We start from the raw sequence: 19,939 nt of genomic DNA on the forward strand, positions 1-19,939 counted from the left end.
CCGGCCACGGTACGGGCTCAGACGCGGCGCAGGGTCAGCGTCCGGGTGGCGCCCCGGGAGCGGCCCAGCGCGGCGTCGACCTGCACCCTGCCGCGGCGGGTGGTGACCGTCAGCTCGTCGTCGGCTCCGACCACCTCGTGGTCGCCCGGCAGGGCCAGCTCGAGCCGCAGCGGGGCGGCGCTGCGGCTCGGGTCCGACACCGCCACCGTGGTCTGCCCGCCCTGACGGACCAGCACCAGCGAGCAGGGCCCCGACGAGCGGTGGCCGTCGACCTCCCCGGCGGTGAAGACGTTGGCCAGGGTGACCAGGGTCCCGCGCTGCACCGCGCGCACGGCCTGGACGTCGGCGGTGTTGGCCAGCACCTGGTGGCCCGGGGCGGACGCCCGTCGCCGCGTCTGCGCGGGCGTCGCCCGCGGCAGCAGCACGTACTCGTAGCCGGCCCCGGCCGGGTCGACCCCGTGCTCGAGGCGGAGCTGGAGGTAGCGCCGGGTGGTGGGGGTGTCGCTGCCGCCGGTGTCACCACCGCTGTTGATGCGGCGCCAGCTGCCGGTGCGCTCCTCGCGCCGGGCGACCAGGCGGCTGCCCGGGCCGAACAGGTAGCCGCCCACGCCCTCGAGGTGGGCCCAGGACGCCCCGGTGAGGTCGGTCTCGCCGTCGACGTCGAGCAGCGTGTCGCCGTCGACCAGCAGCCGGGAGCCCGGGCGCTGCAGCCGGTTCTCGACGCAGGTCTCGACCTCGAAGCCGTCGGTGCTCGTGATCTGGGCCCCGAGGGCGACCACCGAGTCGTCCAGGCAGAACCAGGACTTCCGGGCCGTGAGGTCGCCGTCGTAGGCCAGGTGGTCCATGCCGATGGCTCCCCACCGCCCCGCGGCCACGGCACCACCGGCCCAGGGCCGGGTGGCGCGGGGGATGCCGGTGCCGGCGCCCTCCCCGCTCTGCCGCGGCTCGAGCCCGACCGTGGTGCCCGGCAGCCGGTACGGGTCCACGGTGGGCCAGAAGTCGTCGGAGAACTGGCGCAGGTCGTCCTCGACGTAGAGGTAGGTCATGCCGTCGCCCTGGTACCAGCCGAGGTTGTTCTCGTCGTTGCCCCACTCGTAGCGCCCGATCCGGCTGCTGGAGGTGGAGACGGTGAAGGCCCAGCCGGGCCGGCGGTGGACCGAGCGGTCCTGGTCGGCGAAGTGCTGGTGCCCGTCGACCTCGCGCCCCGGGACCACCGACGCGTCGGCCAGCAGGGCGAGCGCGCGGCTGACCTCGGGCAGACCGACGAGCTCGAGGTAGGGCACCGGCATCGCGTCGATCCAGCCCCGTGCCAGGGAGCGGTAGCGCCGTGCGTGCGCCTCGTCCACGCCCGGCGCCATCAGCAGCAGCGCCGAGATCGTGCTGGCGGCGTCGTGGAAGTCGCGCTCGCGCTCGCGCGAGACCGCCCGGCCGCGGACCGTCTCCATCATCAGCCCGTTCCAGATGAAGGGGGCGAAGGACTTCTCGGGGGCGTCGAGCACCACGTCCCGGTCCGGGTCGGCGACGTCCCAGCTGGAGCCGCCGAGCAGGGCCAGCATCTCCGCGACGCCGCCCAGCGCCACGTTGCCGTAGGTCCCGACGTAGGGCAGCCGGCCGTGCTGGACGAACGAGCCGTCGGCGTAGAAGCCGTCGCCGGACGTGACGTAGCGGAAGACGCTGTTGCGGCCACCGCCCACCACGTCGCTCAGCGCGTCGCGGGCGAGGGCGATCTCGTCGCCGTCGCGGGCCAGCACGCCGCGGACGGCGCAGGCCACGGCCTTGTCGGTGCGGTTCGCGCCGGTCTCGGGCGAGGTGCCCCGGCCGCGGAAGTTCGGGTTCGGGGTGAAGCGGCGGATCGCGGCCAGGTAGTCGGCGAGGTCCTCGGCGGGCAGGGCCGGGCCCAGCAGCGCGCAGGTGTCGGCCAGCCGGCGGGGGTTGCCGATCTCCCAGAACCACCAGTTGCCGCTGGGCGACATCGAGGCGTTGTAGCCCTCGTCGTGCAGGAACCGCAGCGCGGACACGACGGCGGCCAGCACCTCCTCGTCGCCCTCGACGGCCGACCCGGTCGTCGCCCAAGCGAGCGCGAGGTCGAGCAGGCGCTGGTAGCTGACGCCGACGTTGGCCTCCTGCGGGCCGGCGACCGGCAGGTCCTGCCACAGCAGCGTCCGGTCGGCGGAGGTCTGCAGGCCGTCGAGGAGGGTCGCGGTCTGGGCGTCCATCCGGTCCAGGCCGGCCCGGATCTCCGGGACGGACGGGTCGAGCTCGCCTCCGGTGAGCAGGTCGGCCCACCGGGTGCGGAGGCTGTCGTACTCGTCCTGGGCGGCGGCGCGGGTGCCGGGGCCGGTGAGGGTGAGGGCGGCGGTCGAGGCCGTCGCCGTGGAGACCAGCAGCGTCCGCCGGGTCAGCCGGAGGGTGTCGGGGTGGGAGGTGGGCAGGGCGGTGGGGGAGTCCGCGTCGTGGGGGTGCATCGTCCGACCCAAGCAGGAGCCCCGGCCCAGTGGAAGGCCCCGTCCGCCGGTACCGGCGTTTTCATCCCGGTAACGCCGTTCTCACCACCGGACGGCCCGCCGCGGGCTGCGTCAGCCGGCGAGCGCGGCGGGGAGGTCGCGTCGGTGGACCACCACCAGCGACGTCACCGCACGGGTGAGGCAGACGTAGAGGCGACGCAGGCCCGTGACCTCGTCGGCCTCGCCGGCCACCACGTCGGCCGGCTCCAGCAGCACCACGTGGTCGAACTCGAGCCCCTTCGCCAGGCTGGCGGGCACCACCTCGAGGCGGTGCCGGAGCGCCTCCTCGGTGTCGCGGCCCAGCACGCCGTGGTCGAGGCCGGCCGCGGTGAGCGCCGCGACGACCTGGTCGAGCGAGGCGTCGGCCACCACCAGCCCGACGGTGCCCTCCCGGGCCAGCGCCTCCCCGGCGGCCGCCACCGCCGCGCCCGCGTCACCGCGGACCACGCGCAGGTCGCCGCGGCTCCGACGGATCGCGTAGGGCGCCCGCAGCCCGGGAGCGATGGTCGGCAGCAGCCGGGCGGCGAAGTCGATCACCGACGCCGGCACCCGGAACCCCGCCAGCAGCTCCTCCACCTCGGCCTGCTGACCGAGGTGGCGCAGCGACTCCTGCCACGACGACGTGGCCCACGGCGTGGTGGCCTGGGCGAGGTCGCCCAGCAGGGTGACCGAGCCGGTGCTGGCCCGCCGCCCCACCGCCCGCAGCTGCATCGCCGACAGGTCCTGCGCCTCGTCGACGATCACGTGGCCCAGGCTCGGGGTCCGCTCCAGCAGGTCGCCGAGCTCGTCCAGCAGCACCAGGTCGGCGGCGGTCCACCGGGCCGACCCGGCCGAGCGCGGTGCCCGGCCGGGACGCAGCCGGTGCTGCTCGTCCTCGCCCAGCAGGCCCTCGGCGCACCGGGCCAGGAAGCCGGCGTCGGTGTAGAGCCGGTGCAGCACCTTGGTGGCGGTGACGGCCGGCCACAGCCGGGCCGTGAAGGCCTTCACCGGTGCGCTGCGGGCGACCGCGGCCTGCACCCGGTCGTCGGGGGAGTCGCCGGCGGCCTCCATCCGCAGCAGCACCTCGTGCGCGAGCCGCTGCGGCAGCAGGGCCCGCCCAGCCCCGTAGCGCACGCCGCGGCTGCGGAGCTCGGCCACCAGCTCCTCGGCCCGGTAGGCCGCCACCCGCAGCTGGCGCGAGCCGCGGGGCACGACCAGGGGCTCCGACACCGAGCCCAGGTGCGACCACACCGCCCGGGCCAGCACCTCCGCCATCCGGGCGTCGCCCTTCAGCACCGCCACCGGGACCGGCTCCTCGGCGCGGACCTGCTGCCCGGTGGCCTCCTGCACCAGCGAGAGCAGCGTCTCCTGACGGGCGTCGATCTCGCCCAGCGCGGGCAGCACGTCGCCGATGTAGCTCAGGAAGGACTGGTTGGGACCCACCACCAGCACCCCGGCCCGCGCCAGCTGCTGGCGGAAGGCGTAGAGCAGGAAGGCGGCCCGGTGCAGCCCGACGGCGGTCTTGCCCGTGCCGGGGGCGCCCTGGATGCAGAGCGAGCGGGCGAGGTCGGCCCGCACCAGGACGTCCTGCTCGGGCTGGATCGTGGCGACGATGTCGCGCATCGGCCCGGTGCGCGGCCGCTCGATGTCGGCCTCCAGGATCTGCGAGGCCAGCTGCCCGGGGTCGGTCTCGTCTGGTTCCCGCGAGCCGGCGAGCGTCTCGTCCTCATACGCGGTCATCTCGCCCCGCTCGAAGCCGAAGCGGCGGCGCCGGCGGACACCCATCGGGTCCGCGCGGGAGGCGCGGTAGAAGGGCAGCGACATGCCTGCCCGCCAGTCGATGACCAGCGGCGCGCCGCCGGCCTCGCCGGTGACGTGGCGGCGTCCGACGTAGAGGGTCTCGTCCTGCTCGGCGCCGAGCCCGGTGTCGTAGTCGAGCCGGCCGAAGAACAGCGGCACCTCGGGGTCGTCCTCGAGGGCCTGCATCCGCCGGTGCAGCGCCTGGCGGACGTACTGCAGCGAGACGTGGTCGCCGCCGGAGGCCTGCAGGCCGGCGGTGTGGGCGCGCATCCGGCGGAGCGCGGCGCGGGACCGGGTCAGGTGGTCCCGCTCGGCCAGCAGCGTCTGGTCGGCGGGGAGGTCGGGAGGCGGGGTGGGGGCGGACTGGTGCTCGGGCATGCCGGCGGCTCCGATGTGCTCGGATCGGGTCAGGGGGGAGCGCGACGCTACGCGCCCGGGGCGAGCGGGGCAACGCTTTTTCGCCGCCCGGTTCCCTGGTCGGATGCCGGCCGGCGCTGCCAGACTGTCCGCAGCTGTCCAGCGACGGGCGGAGGTCCTCCGGTCCCGTACCCCCTCGGCACCAGGAGCCGCCCCATGGCACGCGCCCGCATCACCCTCGATCCCGACTTCACCCTCGGACCGGTCCCCAAGCGCCTCTTCGGCTCCTTCGTGGAGCACATGGGCCGCTGCGTCTACACCGGGATCTACGAGCCCGGTCACCCCGAGGCCGACGAGCACGGCCTGCGTCGCGACGTGCTCGAGCTCACCAAGGAGCTCGGTGTCACGGTGGTGCGCTACCCCGGCGGCAACTTCGTCTCCGGCTACAACTGGGAGGACGGCGTCGGCCCGGTCGAGCAGCGTCCGCGCCGCCTGGACGGTGCCTGGCACTCGCTGGAGACCAACCAGTTCGGGCTGCACGAGTTCGTCGAGTGGGCCTGGCTGGCCGACGTCGAGGTGATGGAGGCGGTGAACCTCGGCACCCGCGGGGTCGAGGAGGCGCGCGCCCTGCTCGAGTACGCCAACCACCCCGGGGGCACCCAGCGCTCGGACTGGCGCCGCAGCAACGGGGCCGAGGAGCCCTTCGACATCCGGCTGTGGTGCCTGGGCAACGAGATGGACGGGCCCTGGCAGATCGGCTTCAAGACCGCCGACGAGTACGGGCGGCTGGCCGCGGAGACCGCGCGGGCGATGCGGATGGTCGACCCCGACCTCGAGCTGGTCGCCTGCGGCAGCTCCAACCTGTCGATGCCGACGTTCGGCGCGTGGGAGACCACGGTGCTCCAGCACACCTACGAGCTCGTGGACTACATCTCCCTGCACGTGTACTACTCCGACCAGGACGGCGACGTGGAGAGCTTCCTGGCCAGCGCGGTGGACATGGACCGCTTCATCGAGGGTGTGGTCGCCACCGCGGACGCCGTCCGGGCCCGCGGCCACCACGCCAAGCAGATCGACCTCTCCTTCGACGAGTGGAACGTCACCTACCGTCGCGACCAGGAGGTGGAGCCGCTGACCGAGCCGGCGGCCACCCGCAGCTGGGACGAGCACCCGCCGATCGGCGAGGGCGACTTCGACGTCACCGAGGCGGTCGTGGTCGGCACCATGCTGAACTCCCTGCTCCGCCACGGCGACCGGGTGAAGATCGCCAACCAGGCGCAGCTGGTCAACCTGCTCGGCCTCATCCGCACGGTCGAGGGCGGACCCGCCTGGCGGCAGACGATCTTCTTCCCGTTCGCGGCCATGGCCGGCGCGGCGAGAGGCGAGATCCTGCGGGCCGCGGTCACCTCCGACCGGAGCAGCAGCGCCCGGTACGGCGAGGCCGACGTGGTCGACGTCGCCGCCACCTTCGACCAGGAGAACGGCTCGGTCAGCCTGTTCCTGGCCAACCGCGGCCTGAACGACTCCGCCGACGTCAGCGTGGTGCTCCGTGGACTGCGCGCCGAGGGCGTCGCCTCGGCCCGGGTGCTGACGGTGCCCGAGGGCGGGGACCGGTTCTCGGCCAACACCGCCGAGGCGCAGCCGGTCGGCCTGGTGGACCTGGACGGGGTGCAGCTGGAGGAGCAGAACCTGACCCTGACGCTGCCCGCCCTCTCCTGGGCGGCCGTGACGGTGGACGTGGCCCCCGCCTGACGCGGGTCGGGCGGCGACCCGGGGGCCGGGCGAGGTGGGAGTCGTGCGACCGTCACCTGTTCGTCACCCCCAGGTCGCCGCCCGACCGGTAGCGTCCGGGGAGCAGCAGAACCAGACCGAGGGGAACCATGACGAGACGAGGGTGGCGCGCCGGCGCCGTGACGGGGGCGGCGCTCGCCCTGACCGTCTGCACACTGCCGTGGACGGCGTCCACGGCCACCGCGGCGGAGCGCGACATCACCGTGCTGTCGTTCAGCGACTACCACGGGCGGGTGACCGAGGACCTGACCATCCCCTTCGCCGGGCGCATCGAGCAGCTGCGGGACGAGAACGGGGAGGACAGCACCCTGCTGCTCTCCGGCGGCGACAACATCGGCGCCACCCTCTTCGAGTCGGCCGTGGACGACGACGACCCCACCGTCGACATCCTCAACGCCCTCGACGTCGCCGCCTCCGCCGTGGGCAACCACGAGTTCGACCAGGGCTTCGAGGACCTCNCTCCGCGCCCCGCCGCCGCCTGGGACTACCTGGGCGCCAACGTGTATGAGGCGGGCACCGACACCCCGGCCCTGCCCGGGTACGGCACCTACGACGTCGACGGCGTCACGGTCGGCGTGATCGGGGCCGTCACCCAGCAGGTCCCCACCCTGGTCTCCCCAGGCGGCGTCGCCGACCTCGAGTTCGGCGACCCGGTGGCCGCGGTCAACCGGGTCGCGGCGGAGCTCACCGACGGCGAGGCCGGTAACGGCGAGGCCGACGTGCTCGTCGCGGTCTACCACGAGGGCTACGAGGCCGAGGGTGACGACCTGGCCGACGCCGTCGCCGCCAGCCAGGTCTTCGAGCGCATCGTCGACGACACGGCGCCCGAGGTCTCGGCGATCGTCACCGGCCACAGCCACATGGCCTACGACTACGACGCCCCGGTCGAGGCGATGCAGGGGACCCGGCCGGTCATCCAGGCCGGCGAGTACGCCTCCGGCATCGGCGAGATCACCATCACCGTGGACGACGAGGCCGAGGGCGGGCCCGCGGCCGTGGCCGCCGAGGCCCGGATCGTCGACCCCATCGAGGTCGAGGACGCGAACGGCGACGACGACCTCGACGAGGAGATCGAGGCCCTCACCCGGCAGCTGGTCGAGGACGAGGGGTACGAGCGCATCGCCGAGATCGACGAGATCATCACCGCCGCGTCCGAGTTCGCCGACGAGGCCGGCAGCGTGGTGCTGGCCGAGGCCGAGGCGCCCATCACGACCGCCTTCACCGACGGCAGCTACGGCGAGGACGGCTACGGCGACTACGACGGCAGCCCCGCCGACCCGCTGGACTTCACCGACGAGGACTACGCCGCCAGCCGCGACGACCGCGGCAGCGAGTCCGCGATGGGCAACCTGGTGGCCGACGCGCTGCTGACCTCGCTGGCCGACCCGGACCGGGGCGGGGCCGAGATCGCGGTGACCAACCCGGGCGGCCTGCGCTCGGACTTCGCGCCCGGTGAGATCACGGTGGCCGACGCGAACGCCGTGCTGCCCTTCCTGAACAACCTCAACACCATCACCCTCACCGGCGAGCAGTTCGTCACGATGCTGGAGCAGCAGTGGCAGACCGCCGAGGAGGGGCAGGAGCCGCCGTCGCGGGCCTACCTGCAGCTGGGGCTGTCGGCCAACGTCTCCTACACCTTCGACCCCGACGCCGCGCAGGGCGAGCACATCACCCAGGTCTTCGTCGACGGCGCCCCCATCGACCCCGACGAGGAGTACCGGATCGGGACCTTCTCCTTCCTGGCCCAGGGCGGGGACAACTTCCGCGTCTTCCGGGAGGGCACCGACCTGCGTGACTCGGGTCTGGTCGACCGCGACGCCTGGTTCGCCTACCTCGGCGCCTTCGGCGAGGCAGGGGTCCCGCTCCACCCGGACCACTCCAAGCGGTCCGCGGTCTACACCGGCGACGTGCCGGTGGAGGCGACCGCCGGCGAGACGGTCGAGCTCACCGTCTCGGGGCTGGACCAGACCAGCGTCGGCGCCCCTCCGGTGGAGACGGTGACGGTCGGTGTGCTGCCCGAGGACGGCGGCCACCTCGCCGACTGGATCACCGAGACCCGTGGGCAGGAGGCGCAGGTCGCGGCTCGGCGGCAGGCCCCCGACGACGGCATCCACCTCGGCGACTTCGAGGCCGTCGAGGGCTCGGTGGAGATCTCCGCCGAGCTGCCGGAGAACCTGACCGGCACCAACCAGCTGGTGCTGATCACCGACACCGGCAGCCTCGTCGGGGTCACCGTCGAGGTGGCCCCGGCGCAGGTGGAGCCCGAGCCGACGCCCGAGCCGACGCCTGAGCCTGAGCCGACCACGACGCCGGAGCCGAGCCCTGAGCCGACTCCGGGCGAGCAGCCCAGCCCGTCGGCGGGACCGGTCGCTGACGGGGACGACCAGGGCCCCTCGGACCTGGCCGACACGGGCAGCCCGACCGGCGTGGTGCTCGCCCTCGCCCTGGGTGCGGTGCTGCTGGTCGCCGGTGCCGCCGTGCTCGTCGCCCGGGGGCGCCGCCAGCACTGAGGTGGCCCGCTGCCTCTCATCCCATCCGCTCCCGGGCGGTGTGCCGGCCGGCGCCCACCTCCACCACGCGGGTGGCCGCCGCCAGGCCGGTCGGGGGCATGTCGACGTAGACGCTCTCGGCGCGGGCCACCTGGAACGTCTCGTGCCAGATCCCGACCGCCGGCCCCGCCCGCCGGGCCCGACGGTTGAACGCCTGCCAGGCCGGTCGGTGGGAGCGGGCCGGGTCGCCGGCGTAGGCGTAGACCGACTCGACGTCGCGCCAGTACTGCACGACCGTCACGCCGCGGCCACCGAGCAGCAGCCGGTACCCCAGGAACCCCGAGCCGGGATCCCGCGCGAGCTCGCGCAGCATCCGGGGCATCGCCAGGAAGGTCGGCAGCCAGGCGTCCGGCCGCCAGGGGCGGTTGAACCGCATCCCGATCAGGAAGACCGCCAGGGTCCCGTCGTGCTCGTGCGTCGTCCGCGTGCTCATCGGCCACCTCGGCTAGATTGGATACCTGCGCTCTCCAATAGTGGATAGTTGCGGTATCCAAGTCAAGGAGGTCCGATGAGGATCGGCGAGCTGTCGCGCGCCAGCGGCGTCCCGGTGCCCACGATCAAGTACTACCTGCGTGAGGGGCTGCTGCACCCGGGCGAGCTGACCAGCGCGACCCAGGCCCGCTACGGCGAGGACCACCTCGAGAGGCTGGGTCTGATCCGGGCGCTGGCGGAGGGAGCCGGGCTGCCGCTGGCGCGGGTCCGCACCGTGCTCGAGGCCGTCGACCGGCCACCGTCGTCACCGCTGGAGCTGCTCGCCTCGGTCACGGAGGTGCCGGGCGAGGACGATCTCGACCGCTCCGAGGCGGTGGCCCTGCTGCAGCGGCTGGGCTGGGACGACGTCGACCCCCGGAGCTCCAGCGTGCTCGCGCTGGCCCGGGCGCTGCGCTCGATGTCCGAGGCCGGCTTCGCCGTCGAGCCCGAGCACCTGCTGGCGCTGGGCCGGGCGATGGGCTCGGTGGCGGAGATCGAGGTGGCGGGGGTCCCGCTGGACGACCCGGCCGCCGCGGCCCGGTACGTGGTCCTGGGCACCGCCCTCGTCGGCCCCGTGCTGCTGGCGCTGCGGCAGGTGGGCCACGTCCACGCGTCGCTGCAGCGGCTCGGCGGCTGACCCTCAGCCGACGGCGCGCTGCCCGGTCGTCAGCGGCGCCAGGTCCTGCCACAGCTGGTCCGGCACCGGGTGCTGGGCCAGCTCGAGGGTCTGCCGGACCCGCTGCGGTGAGGACATCCCCACCACCGTGGAGACGACCCGGGGCTCGCGCAGCGAGAACTGCAGCGCCGCGGCCGCCAGCGGGACGCCGTGGTCGGCGCACAGCGACTCGATCCGTCGCGCCCGCTCCAGCACCTCCGCCGAGGCCGGCCGGTAGCAGTAGCGGGGCTCGGCCGCCGGACCGCGCACCAGCATGCCGCCGCCGTAGGGCGCGCCGTTGAGGAAGGCGACGCCGAGCTCGGCCGCCTCGGCCAGCAGGTCCGCGGCGCTCTGGTCCAGCAGGGTGAAGCGGTTGTGGCTGAGCACCACCGAGAAGACGCCGAGCCGCAGGTAGCGGCGCTCGAGCTCCAGCGAGCCGCCGGCGACCCCGAGGTGGCCGATGACGCCCTGGGCCTGCAGGTCGACCAGGGCCTCGACCGCCCCGCCCGTCCCGGTGGCGCGGGCGAAGTCGACCCGCTCCGGGTCGTGCAGGTGGACCAGCGGCAGGTGCTCGAGCCCGAGCCGCTGCAGGCTCTCCTCGACCGAGCGGCGGACCCGGTCGCCGGAGAAGTCGTCGCTGCCGCGCAGCGGGTCCACCTTGGTGGCCACCACCCAGTGCGGCGGCGGGCCGCCGATCTCGCGCAGCGCCCGGCCGATCCGCGCCTCGGCGTCGTAGTAGTTGTTCGAGGTGTCGAGGAAGGTGATGGGGCTGTCCAGCAGCGCCCGCACCGTCTCCACCGCCTGCTCGACGGTGACGTCGTGGCCGTACTGGGCGGGCCAGCCGCCCAGCGGGGCAGCCCCCAGGCAGAGCCGGCTGACGGTCAGGCCGGTGCGGCCGAGGGCGACGGGTTCCATGCCGCGATCGTGCCATCCGGGCCCGACGGCCGCCGAGGCCGGGCCTAGACTCCGGCCATGGACGAGGTGAGCGGCGAGCCCGAGCTGGAGGTCCACGAGCCGAAGTCGTCGGCGGCGGGGGTGACGGCGGTGGCGGTCTCGATGCGGCGGGCCGTCCGGCAGATGGGTGTGACGCGCAGCGCCCGCACCCTGCTCAAGCTCAACCAGGCCGACGGCTACGACTGCATGAGCTGCGCCTGGCCCGACCCGGACCCGGAGAACCGCCACACCGCCGAGTTCTGCGAGAACGGGGCCAAGGCCGTCGCCGACGAGGCCACCCGCGTCCGGGCGACCCCGGCCTTCTTCGCCGCCCACAGCCTGGCCGAGCTCGACGCCCACGACGAGCGCTGGCTGGGCCAGCAGGGCCGCATCACGCACCCGATGGTGAAGCGGCCCGGCGGCACCCACTACGAGCCGATCGACTGGGCCGACGCGTTCCGGCTGGTCGCCGACACCCTCAACGGTCTCGACTCGCCCGACCAGGCCGCCTTCTACACCTCGGGCCGGGCCTCCAACGAGGCCGCCTTCACCTACCAGCTCTTCGTGCGCGCCTTCGGCACCAACAACCTGCCCGACTGCTCCAACATGTGCCACGAGTCCACCTCGGTCGCGCTGTCGGAGGCCATCGGGATCGGCAAGGGCAGCGTCAGCCTGCACGACGTCCACACCGCGGACTGCATCGTGATCGCCGGCCAGAACCCCGGCACCAACCACCCGCGGATGCTGCAGGCGCTGGAGACGGCGAAGCGGCGCGGGGCGAGGATCATCGCCATCAACCCGCTCCGCGAGGCGGGGCTGGTGCGGTTCCGCAACCCGCAGAAGCCGCGCGGGGTGCTCGGCCGCGGGACCGAGATCGCCGACCTCCACCTGCCCGTCCGGGTCAACGGCGACCTGGCGCTGTTCCAGGCCATCGGCTCGCTGCTGGTCGGCTGGGACGCGGTCGACCACGACTTCATCGCCACCTGCACCACCGGCTACGAGGCCTGGGCCGAGCACGTCCGCGCGGTCGACTGGGCCCGCGTGGAGGAGATCACCGGGCTGAGCCGCGCCCAGATCACCGAGGCCGCCGAGATCATCCGCGGCTCCGGGGCCACGGTCTGGTGCTGGGCCATGGGGCTGACCCAGCACCGCAACGCGGTCGCCACCATCAAGGAGCTGACCAACCTGGCGCTGGTGCGCGGCGACATCGGCCGGCCCGGCGCCGGGCTGTGCCCCGTCCGCGGCCACTCCAACGTCCAGGGCGACCGGACCATGGGGATCTGGGAGCGCTCACCCGACTCCTTCCTGGACGCCCTGCGCGACGAGTTCGGTTTCGACCCGCCGCGGGAGCACGGGCTGGACACGGTGCGGACCATCCAGGGGATGCGCGACGGCACCGTGCAGGTGTTCATGGGGCTCGGCGGGAACTTCGTGCACGCCGCCCCCGACACCCGGGTGGTCACCGAGGCGCTGCGCCGCACCCGGCTGACCGTGCAGGTCTCGACCAAGCTCAACCGCTCCCACCTGGCCTGCGGCGAGACCGCGCTGATCCTGCCCACCCGGGGACGGACCGAGCGCGACGTCCACGACGGCGTCGAGCAGTTCGTCACCGTGGAGGACTCGATGTCGGCGGTGCACGCCTCCCGCGGCCCGTTGGAGCCGGCGAGCCCGACGCTGCGCTCGGAGGTGCAGATCGTCACCGGGATCGCCCGCGCGACGCTGGGGGACCGGTACGGCATCGACTGGGCGGCCATGGGTCGCGACTACTCCGTCGTCCGCGGCCACATCTCCCGGGTGGTGCCCGGCTGCGAGGACTACGAGGCGAAGGTGGTCCGTCCCGGCGGGTTCACCATGCCGCACCCGCCCCGCGACTCGCGCACCTTCCCCACCAGGTCGGGCAAGGCCGAGATCACCGTCTCGCCGATGGACGTCGTGCAGGTGCCCGAGGGCCACCTGGTGCTGCAGACGCTGCGCAGCCACGACCAGTTCAACACCACCATCTACGGCCTCAGCGACCGCTACCGCGGTGTCGAGGGCGGACGGCGGGTGGTGTTCGTCCACCCCGACGACCTGGCCGCCCTCGGGCTGGCCGACGGCGACCTCGTCGACATCAGCTCGGTCTGGGACGACGACCTGGACCGGGTGGTGGAGGGGTTCCGCTGCATCGCCTACGACACCCCGCGCGGCTGCGTCGCGGCGTACTACCCCGAGACGAACCCGCTGGTGCCGCTGGACTCGACGGCCGAGGGCAGCAACTGCCCGACCTCGAAGTCGGTGGTGGTGACCCTGCGCCGGGGTGCGGCCCCCTCCGGCGACGTCGACGCCGCCGGCGACCCCGGCTCGAGCACCACCGAGGACCACGGCCGCCCCGACCCGCAGCCGCAGCACCAGTCCTGACCGGCGCAGGAGCGCGGAGCCGACCCGGTCGGGGGCCGCGCCGGGCGCTGGGCTAGCGTGGAGGGTCGCTCGTCCCACCGACCGACACGACCGGGCACCGCCCGGATGGAGGAATGCCGTGAAGCCGCGCACCGACGACGTCGCCCGCTCCGCTCCCAGGAAGGTGCTGGCCAGGGCCGTGGCCCTGCTCGGTGCCACCGTGCTGGTGGCCACCGGCTGCTCCGGCAGCAGCGGGAAGCTGATCGAGGAAGGGACCCTGATCGCCGCCTCCAGCGGGGAGTACCGGCCCTTCAGCTACTACGAGGGCGACCAGCTGGTCGGCTTCGACAAGGACGTCGCGGACGCGGTGGCCGCCGAGATGGGGCTGCAGTCGCGGACCGAGACCGGTCGCTTCGACACCCTGGTGCAGGGGCTGCAGAGCCGGCGCTACGACGTCATCATCGGCTCGATGACCCCCACCCCGGAGCGGGACGAGGCGGTGGACTTCACCGACGGCTACTACACCTCCGGCGCGCAGATGTTCGTCCGCGAGGACAGCGACTGCACCGACCCGGCCGCGATGGACGCCCCGACCATCGGCGTCGCCAGCGGCACCACCTACCAGACCTGGCTGGAGGAGGAGGGGCTGGCCGGGGAGATCAGCACCTACGGCTCCGACATCACCGCCCTGGCCGACCTCAGCGCCGGCCGGCTGGACGGCGTGGTCACCGACAAGCTGGTCGGGCTGAACCAGATCAACGAGGCGGGCCAGGCGCTGCGCACCTGCGGGGAGCTGCTCTACACCGAGGAGCCGGCCTTCGCCGTCCGCGACGGCAACACCGAGCTGGTGGAGGAGCTGAACGCGGCGCTGGCCGCGATCAAGGAGGACGGCACCTACGCCCAGCTGAGCGAGAAGTGGTTCGGCGAGGACATCAGCTGAGCCGATGAGCGACTTCCTCAGCGCGGTCGTCGAGTCGTGGCCGCTGTTCTTCGAGGCCGCCGGCCGCACGCTGGCGCTGTCGGCGGTGGCGCTGCTGCTCGGGCTGCCGCTCGGTGCGCTGGTGGCCGCCGCGTCGATGAGCCGGGTGCGTCCGCTGCGCTGGTTCGCCACCGCCTACATCGGCCTGGTCCGCGGCACGCCGCTGATCACGCAGATCTTCATCCTCTACTTCGGGCTGACGATCGTGCTGCTGCTGCCGGGGTTCTGGGCGGCGTCCATCGCGCTGGCCTTCCACAACTCGGCCTACATCGCCGAGATCCTGCGCTCGGGCTTCCAGTCGGTGCCGGTGGGTCTGGACGAGGCCTCCCGCTCGCTGGGGATGAGCTGGTGGCAGACGCTGCGGCGGGTGCGTGGGCCGCTGGCCTTCCGCACCGCGCTGCCCTCGCTGGGCAACCAGTTCATCATCGCGGTGAAGGACTCCTCGCTGGCGGCCTTCGTCACCGTGGACGAGCTGTTCCAGGTGGCGCTGCGGGCGACCGCGTCCTCCTACGAGCCGCTGACCTACTACATCATCGTGGCGCTGTACTACCTGGCCATCGTGCTGATCCTGACCCTCGTGGTGAACCGGCTCGAGCACGCCCTGAGCAAGCACCGGAGGAGCTGATGAGCGCGATCGTGAGCATGCAGCAGGTGACCAAGCGGTTCGGGCCGCTGACCGTGCTGGACGCCGTCGACCTCGAGGTGCAGCAGGGCGAGGTGGTGGTGCTGATCGGCCCGTCCGGGGCGGGCAAGAGCACCCTGCTGCGCTGCGTCAACGGGCTGGAGGGCATCGACGGCGGCACGATCACCGTCGACGGGCAGCAGCTGGTGCAGAAGGGACGCGAGCTCAACAGCCTGCGCCGGCGGATCGGCATGGTGTTCCAGCAGTTCAACCTCTTCCCGCACCTGCGCGTCATCGACAACATCACCATGGCCCAGCGCGACGTGCTGGGCCGCTCCCGCGAGGAGGCCGAGGCGCGGGCGCGCGAGCTGCTGGCGCGGGTCGGGCTCTCGGAGAAGGAGCACGCCTATCCCGAGCGGCTCTCCGGCGGGCAGCAGCAGCGGGTGGCGATCGCCCGCGCGCTGGCCATGGACCCGGTGCTGATGCTCTTCGACGAGCCGACGTCGGCGCTGGACCCCGAGCTCGTCGGGGAGGTGCTGCAGGTGATGCGCGACCTGGCCGAGGAGGGGATGACCATGGTGGTGGTCACCCACGAGATGCGCTTCGCCCGCCAGGTCGCGGACCGGGTGGTGCTGATGGCCGACGGCGGCATCGCCGAGCAGGGGACCCCCGAGCAGGTGCTGGAGCACCCCACCAGCGAGCGCGGGCGGGCCTTCCTGGCCGAGCTCGGAGGCCAGGGTTGACCCATCCCGCGTCCCCGCCCCCCGGCCGCTACCGCACGTTCAGGCCGGTCCCGCCGCTGGAGCGCCCGACGCTGCACCGCCAGGCGGTGCGGGTGCTGCTGGTCGGCCACGGGCCCGAGGGTGAGCAGGTGCTGCTCTTCGAGGACACCGACCCCGGGGTGCCGGGGGTGTCGTGGTGGATGACGCCCGGAGGCGGCGTCGACCCGGGCGAGAGCGAGCTGCAGGCGGCGGTCCGCGAGCTGGCGGAGGAGACCGGGCTGGTGGTGGCGGCGGAGCAGCTGGTGGGGCCGGTGGCCCGGCGTGAGGTGGTGCACGGCTACTCCGACCAGGTGATCACCCAGAGCGAGTCGTTCTGGCTGCTGGAGCTCGACCGGTTCGAGGTCGACGTGGCCGGTCACACCGAGGAGGAGCAGCTCACCATCCAGCAGCACCGCTGGTGGCCGCTGGCCGAGCTGGAGACGACGGCGGCCCTGATCTGGCCCGCGGAGCTGGTGGAGCTGGTGCGGGCCGGGCGGGCCGGAGGACCGGCGCGGGAGCTGGGCCGGCAGGAGGAGTCGACGCTGCCGGTGGCGGTGCCCCGCGGTTTCGACGCCTGCGTGCTGGCCGGTGGGCGCGCCCGCCGGCTGGGCGGGGCCAGCAAGCCCGACGTCGAGGTGCGCGGACGTCGGCTGCTCGACCACGTGCTGGGCGCGGTGGCCGGGGCGAGCGCCACCGTGGTGGTGGCCCCCGACTCCGTCGCCGTGCCCGACCGGGTGGTGCGGGTGTCCGAGCGGCCCGCCGGCGGCGGACCGGTCGCCGGAGCCGTCGCCGGGCTGGCCGCCCTGGCCGAGGGCCGGACGCCGGAGCCGGTGACCGCCCTGCTGGCCTGCGACTCGCCCTTCCTGGCCACCGCCGTGCCGCGGCTGCTGGCCGCGCTGCAGGCCGATCCCGAGGCGGCCGGCGCGGTGCTGACCGACGCCGACGGACGTCCGCAGTGGCTGTCGGGGTTCTACCGGACCAACGCGCTGCGGGCGGCCCTCGCCGGCACCGACGGCCGCGACCGGGCCGTCCGCTCCGTGCTCGGCGGCCTCCCGCTGCTCACCGTCCCCGCCGTCGGCCTGGAGGCCGTCGACCTCGACACCTGGGACCAGGTCTCCGCCCTCCACCCCTGAGCCCGGGGGCGCCCGCCGCTCAGTCGGGGAGGGGGCCGACTGCGACGTAGGTGGTGCAGACGCCCGCGTCGTCGTAGGCGGTGGCGAGCTCCAGCAGCTCGTCGCGCTCCGGCAGCGGCAGCAGGCTGGAGCTGTAGTTCGGGCAGTAGTTGTTGTACGGCTCGCTGACCCTCACCGGCGCCTCCGCCAGCCGCCAGGGCAGCAGCGGCTCGCCCTCGTTCACCATGATGGTCGAGCCGTTGCCCTCGGCCACCTGGCCGTCGCGGTCGTAGAGCATCTGCCCGACGGCGAGCAGCCGGCCGTCCTCGGTGCCGTCGTCGTAGAGGCTGATGGTGGGCGCGTGGCGGAACTGGTGGCGTCCCTCGGCGAGCAGCGGACGACCGAGCGAGCTCACCTCACCCCAGCGCACGCCGTCGCGGGAGCGGCGGAACCGGTGCTGGCACTCCTGCCCGGGGCCGCAGACCTCGAAGCTCATCAGGTACTGCCCGTCCGGGAGCCGCCGGGTGACGGGCATGCCGGGTCGCAGCGCCGGGTCGTCGGCGGCCACCACGTTCTCCAGGGCGCTCCAGCTGACGCCGTCGGAGGAGGTGGCCTGGACCAGGGTCTGGCTGTGCCGCGGCTGCTGGCTCTCGTCGGAGACCTGCATCACCAGCCGGCCGTCGCGGGAGACGCTGAGCTCGGGCTCCCACAGCCCGCCGAAGTTGGGGGAGGTGGCGATGGTGGCGAGCTTGCGCCAGGTCCGTCCGCCGTCCTCGCTGGCGTGCAGCGGCAGGGTCATCCGGCGGTCGGGGCCGGCGTCCTGGCCGACCGAGGCCGACCACAGCAGGGTCCCGGGCGCGAGCTCCCCGACCTGCTGGGGCAGCTCGAAGATGCTGCCGCAGCACAGCCCCTCGCGGGCACCCGGGTCGGCGACCGAACCGATCCGGGTCCAGCTGCGGCCGGCGTCGGTGCTCTCGAAGATGGCTCCGATGCCGTGGCCGGCCTCGAAGGTGACGACCGAGGCGACGACGGTGCCGGCGCGACCGGCGTCGTGCTCGAGCCGGATGGCGCGGGGGTACATGGCGACGGTGCCGGTGAGCCGGGCGCCGTTCTCGGCCCGTCCCGGTGGCACCTCCGGTGCGGCGGCGGCCGAGGTGGCCAGGTAGAGGCTGGACGCGGTGGCGAGGGCGAGCACGCCGGCGACGAGCCGGCGGGGGGTGGGGTGGGACATGGATCCTCCGTTGGTCGATGTCAGCGCCCATTCGACCAGCAGTTTCCAACGGTGTACACCCCTGCGGGTCAGCGGCGTGGGCGCCCCCGGTCCCGGGTGAGGAAGGGGCAGGCGTCGAGCAGCAGGCGGTAGTTGAAGTCGATCGGCTCCGGGCTGAAGGTGAACCGCCGGCGCAGCTCGGCCACGGTCAGCGGCTGGGCGGCCAGGTCGTAGTCGTGGGGGTAGCGGTGCTTGCGCACCGAGGCGAAGTAGTCGTGGAACTTGAACTCGCCGCCCTTGGGGCTGTCGGAGGCCAGCCAGGCGTTGGGGATGCCGTAGGCGTCGGCCACGATCAGCCCGTGCAGCGAGGAGGAGATGAGCCGCCGGCAGGACAGCATCTGCTCGATGATCCCCTCGACGTCGTCGGAGGCGTAGTCGATCAGCCGCACCCCCGGTCCCACCTCGGCCGAGGCCCACTCCCGCTCCGACCACCGCACGATCACCCCGATCTCGTGGGTGATGGGCACCGTGGGCCGGTGGTACAGCGGCACGAGCAGGGCGGGGTCGCCGTACACCTGGGGCGGCGTCATCCCGTAGTGCTTCATCCGCGCCCGCGTCAGCGGGCCGCGGACGGCGGTGTAGGTGGCCTCCTTGTTCACCTGGGACCCGGGCTCGGTGCCGAAGGAGCCGGTGCCCCAGACGACCGACGTGCTGGTGACCCGCCGCAGCACCGACCCGATGGTCACGTAGTGCGGCTCGTCCGGCTCGGCGAAGACGGCCTCGTGGCCGGTCATCTTCTGCATCAGCCAGGGCGAGATCAGGTCCCCGAAGTTGACCGCGTTGGGCCACCAGCTCAGCGGCACCTTGCCGTCGTCGCGCAGGATCAGCCGGTCCACCCGGTACCGCGCGAGCAGGGCTTCGTGGCGGCCCGGCCCGAACGTCTCGGGGAAGCGGCGGCCCAGGTGCTGGCGGGCGGCGCGACCCAGCGTGCGTCGCAGTCTGCTGGCCACGGAGCTCCTCGTCGGTCGGGGCCGCCCATCCTGCCAGCCCGCGGTGGGGCCGGGTGGTCAGGCCCCGCCGCGCAGCCCCAGGGCCGTTCCCAGACCGTCGAGGCCGTGCTCGGTGACGAAGGGCTGCAGCAGCGCGACGAGCGCCGCCACGGCGTCGGCGACCGCGGCCGGGCGGGGTGCGTCGACCAGGGTGGCGGCGAGCCCGGCCGGCACCGGCCGTCCCGCGTTCTCCAGGCTGACCACCCCGAAGCCGGCGAACACCACCTGCTGCTGCGCGGCCACGAGCTGCAGGTAGAGCCCGCGGGCCTCCTCCAGGCAGCGCACCGCCCGCCACACCGAGCCGCGGCGGGCGTGCTTGAGCGCGTCCGCGGCGCCGACGCAGGCCAGGAACGTCCACTCCCGCAGCCGGTCCGCGTCCGGCTCCCAGCGCGCCGGGTCGAGGGACGTCGACAGCCGTCCGGACCTGTCGAGGAGCGCCAGCGACTGCGGCGGCAGGCCGGTGCGTGCCTCGGCCGCCATGACCACCAGCGACAGCTGCCGGCCGTCGCGGTACACGGTCAGCAGGTGCGTCGATCCGGACCCGAAGGGCTCGCGCAGCACCGCCGCCACCGGCGCGAAGGAGCCGACCGCCGCGGCGACCGCGTCGAGCCGGTCCTCCCCGGTGACGCCCACCCCGGCGTCCACGTCGGAGTGCTCGTCCCCCGCACCCCGCCCCAGCGACCCGCCGAGCTCAAGCCAGTCCACCCACGGCGTGCGGGCGACCCAGGCGGTCAGCAGGTCGAGCAGCTCGCCCGGTCCGGACGGCCAGGAGCGCTGTCGTGCCACGGGTC

Annotated in this window: 15 protein-coding genes; 8 read left to right on the forward strand and 7 right to left on the reverse strand. The window is 73.9% G+C overall.

Annotation, left to right across the window (positions count from 1 at the left end; genetic code table 11):
• Window positions 1–17: 17 nt before the first annotated feature.
• Complete coding sequence (locus GC722_RS10985; RefSeq protein WP_156610110.1) at window positions 18–2,465, reverse strand: polysaccharide lyase 8 family protein; 2,448 nt, start codon at window positions 2,463–2,465, stop codon at window positions 18–20.
• Window positions 2,466–2,576: 111 nt separating this feature from the next.
• Window positions 2,577–4,661 (reverse strand): HelD family protein, encoded by a 2,085-nt coding sequence (locus tag GC722_RS10990; RefSeq protein ID WP_156610111.1) that lies wholly within the window; start codon window positions 4,659–4,661, stop codon window positions 2,577–2,579.
• 195 nt (window positions 4,662–4,856) lie between these two features.
• On the opposite strand from GC722_RS10990, the gene arfA reads away from it, so the two are divergent.
• Both arfA and GC722_RS11000 read left to right on the forward strand, forming a co-directional pair.
• Window positions 4,857–6,392, forward strand: a complete 1,536-nt coding sequence (arfA, locus tag GC722_RS10995) for an arabinosylfuranosidase ArfA (protein ID WP_156610112.1) — start codon at window positions 4,857–4,859, stop codon at window positions 6,390–6,392.
• Between the two features lie 932 nt (window positions 6,393–7,324).
• On the forward strand, window positions 7,325–8,941 hold the full coding sequence (locus GC722_RS11000; protein ID WP_456298117.1) for a bifunctional metallophosphatase/5'-nucleotidase: 1,617 nt from the start codon (window positions 7,325–7,327) through the stop codon (window positions 8,939–8,941).
• Window positions 8,942–8,957: 16 nt separating this feature from the next.
• On the opposite strand, the gene GC722_RS11005 is transcribed toward GC722_RS11000, so the two are convergent.
• Window positions 8,958–9,413 carry a DUF4188 domain-containing protein gene (locus GC722_RS11005; protein ID WP_156610114.1) on the reverse strand — a complete coding sequence of 152 codons (456 nt, stop codon included), beginning with the start codon at window positions 9,411–9,413 and terminating at the stop codon, window positions 8,958–8,960.
• Between the two features lie 75 nt (window positions 9,414–9,488).
• Here GC722_RS11005 and GC722_RS11010 point away from each other — a divergent pair, with 75 nt between their 5' ends.
• Complete coding sequence (locus tag GC722_RS11010; protein ID WP_156610115.1) at window positions 9,489–10,088, forward strand: MerR family transcriptional regulator; 600 nt, start codon at window positions 9,489–9,491, stop codon at window positions 10,086–10,088.
• 3 nt (window positions 10,089–10,091) lie between these two features.
• On the opposite strand, the gene GC722_RS11015 is transcribed toward GC722_RS11010, so the two are convergent.
• Entirely contained in the window at window positions 10,092–11,021 is a 930-nt protein-coding gene (locus GC722_RS11015; RefSeq protein WP_156610116.1) for an aldo/keto reductase, read from the reverse strand.
• Between the two features lie 57 nt (window positions 11,022–11,078).
• Between GC722_RS11015 and GC722_RS11020 the strand changes: the two genes are divergently transcribed.
• From GC722_RS11020 to GC722_RS17785, 5 genes are all read left to right on the forward strand, one after another.
• Window positions 11,079–13,436 carry an FdhF/YdeP family oxidoreductase gene (locus GC722_RS11020; protein WP_156610117.1) on the forward strand — a complete coding sequence of 786 codons (2,358 nt, stop codon included), beginning with the start codon at window positions 11,079–11,081 and terminating at the stop codon, window positions 13,434–13,436.
• A gap of 118 nt (window positions 13,437–13,554) precedes the next feature.
• Entirely contained in the window at window positions 13,555–14,355 is an 801-nt protein-coding gene (locus GC722_RS11025) for a transporter substrate-binding domain-containing protein (protein WP_156610118.1), read from the forward strand.
• A 4-nt stretch (window positions 14,356–14,359) separates the two neighbouring features.
• Window positions 14,360–15,019 (forward strand): amino acid ABC transporter permease, encoded by a 660-nt coding sequence (locus tag GC722_RS11030; RefSeq protein ID WP_156610119.1) that lies wholly within the window; start codon window positions 14,360–14,362, stop codon window positions 15,017–15,019.
• Window positions 15,019–15,759, forward strand: a complete 741-nt coding sequence (locus GC722_RS11035; RefSeq protein ID WP_156610120.1) for an amino acid ABC transporter ATP-binding protein — start codon at window positions 15,019–15,021, stop codon at window positions 15,757–15,759. The genes GC722_RS11030 and GC722_RS11035 overlap by 1 nt, the downstream gene beginning before the upstream one ends.
• The gene (locus tag GC722_RS17785; protein ID WP_197430030.1) at window positions 15,756–16,910 is read left to right on the forward strand and encodes an NTP transferase domain-containing protein; all 1,155 of its coding nucleotides are present in this window, start codon (window positions 15,756–15,758) and stop codon (window positions 16,908–16,910) included. The genes GC722_RS11035 and GC722_RS17785 overlap by 4 nt, the downstream gene beginning before the upstream one ends.
• Before the next feature lie 19 nt (window positions 16,911–16,929).
• On the opposite strand, the gene GC722_RS11045 is transcribed toward GC722_RS17785, so the two are convergent.
• The 3 genes from GC722_RS11045 to GC722_RS11055 all read right to left on the reverse strand — a co-directional run bounded on the left by GC722_RS11045 (window position 16,930) and on the right by GC722_RS11055 (window position 19,934).
• Window positions 16,930–18,120, reverse strand: coding sequence for a sialidase family protein (locus tag GC722_RS11045; protein WP_156610121.1), 1,191 nt, complete (start codon window positions 18,118–18,120; stop codon window positions 16,930–16,932).
• A gap of 68 nt (window positions 18,121–18,188) precedes the next feature.
• On the reverse strand, window positions 18,189–19,109 hold the full coding sequence (locus GC722_RS18395) for a polysaccharide pyruvyl transferase family protein (protein WP_156610122.1): 921 nt from the start codon (window positions 19,107–19,109) through the stop codon (window positions 18,189–18,191).
• 57 nt (window positions 19,110–19,166) lie between these two features.
• The gene (locus tag GC722_RS11055; protein ID WP_156610123.1) at window positions 19,167–19,934 is read right to left on the reverse strand and encodes a hypothetical protein; all 768 of its coding nucleotides are present in this window, start codon (window positions 19,932–19,934) and stop codon (window positions 19,167–19,169) included.
• Between the last annotated feature and the right edge of the window lie 5 nt (window positions 19,935–19,939).

Source organism: Auraticoccus cholistanensis (assembly GCF_009742705.1).
GTDB classification, from domain to species: Bacteria; Actinomycetota; Actinomycetes; order Propionibacteriales; family Propionibacteriaceae; genus Auraticoccus; species Auraticoccus cholistanensis.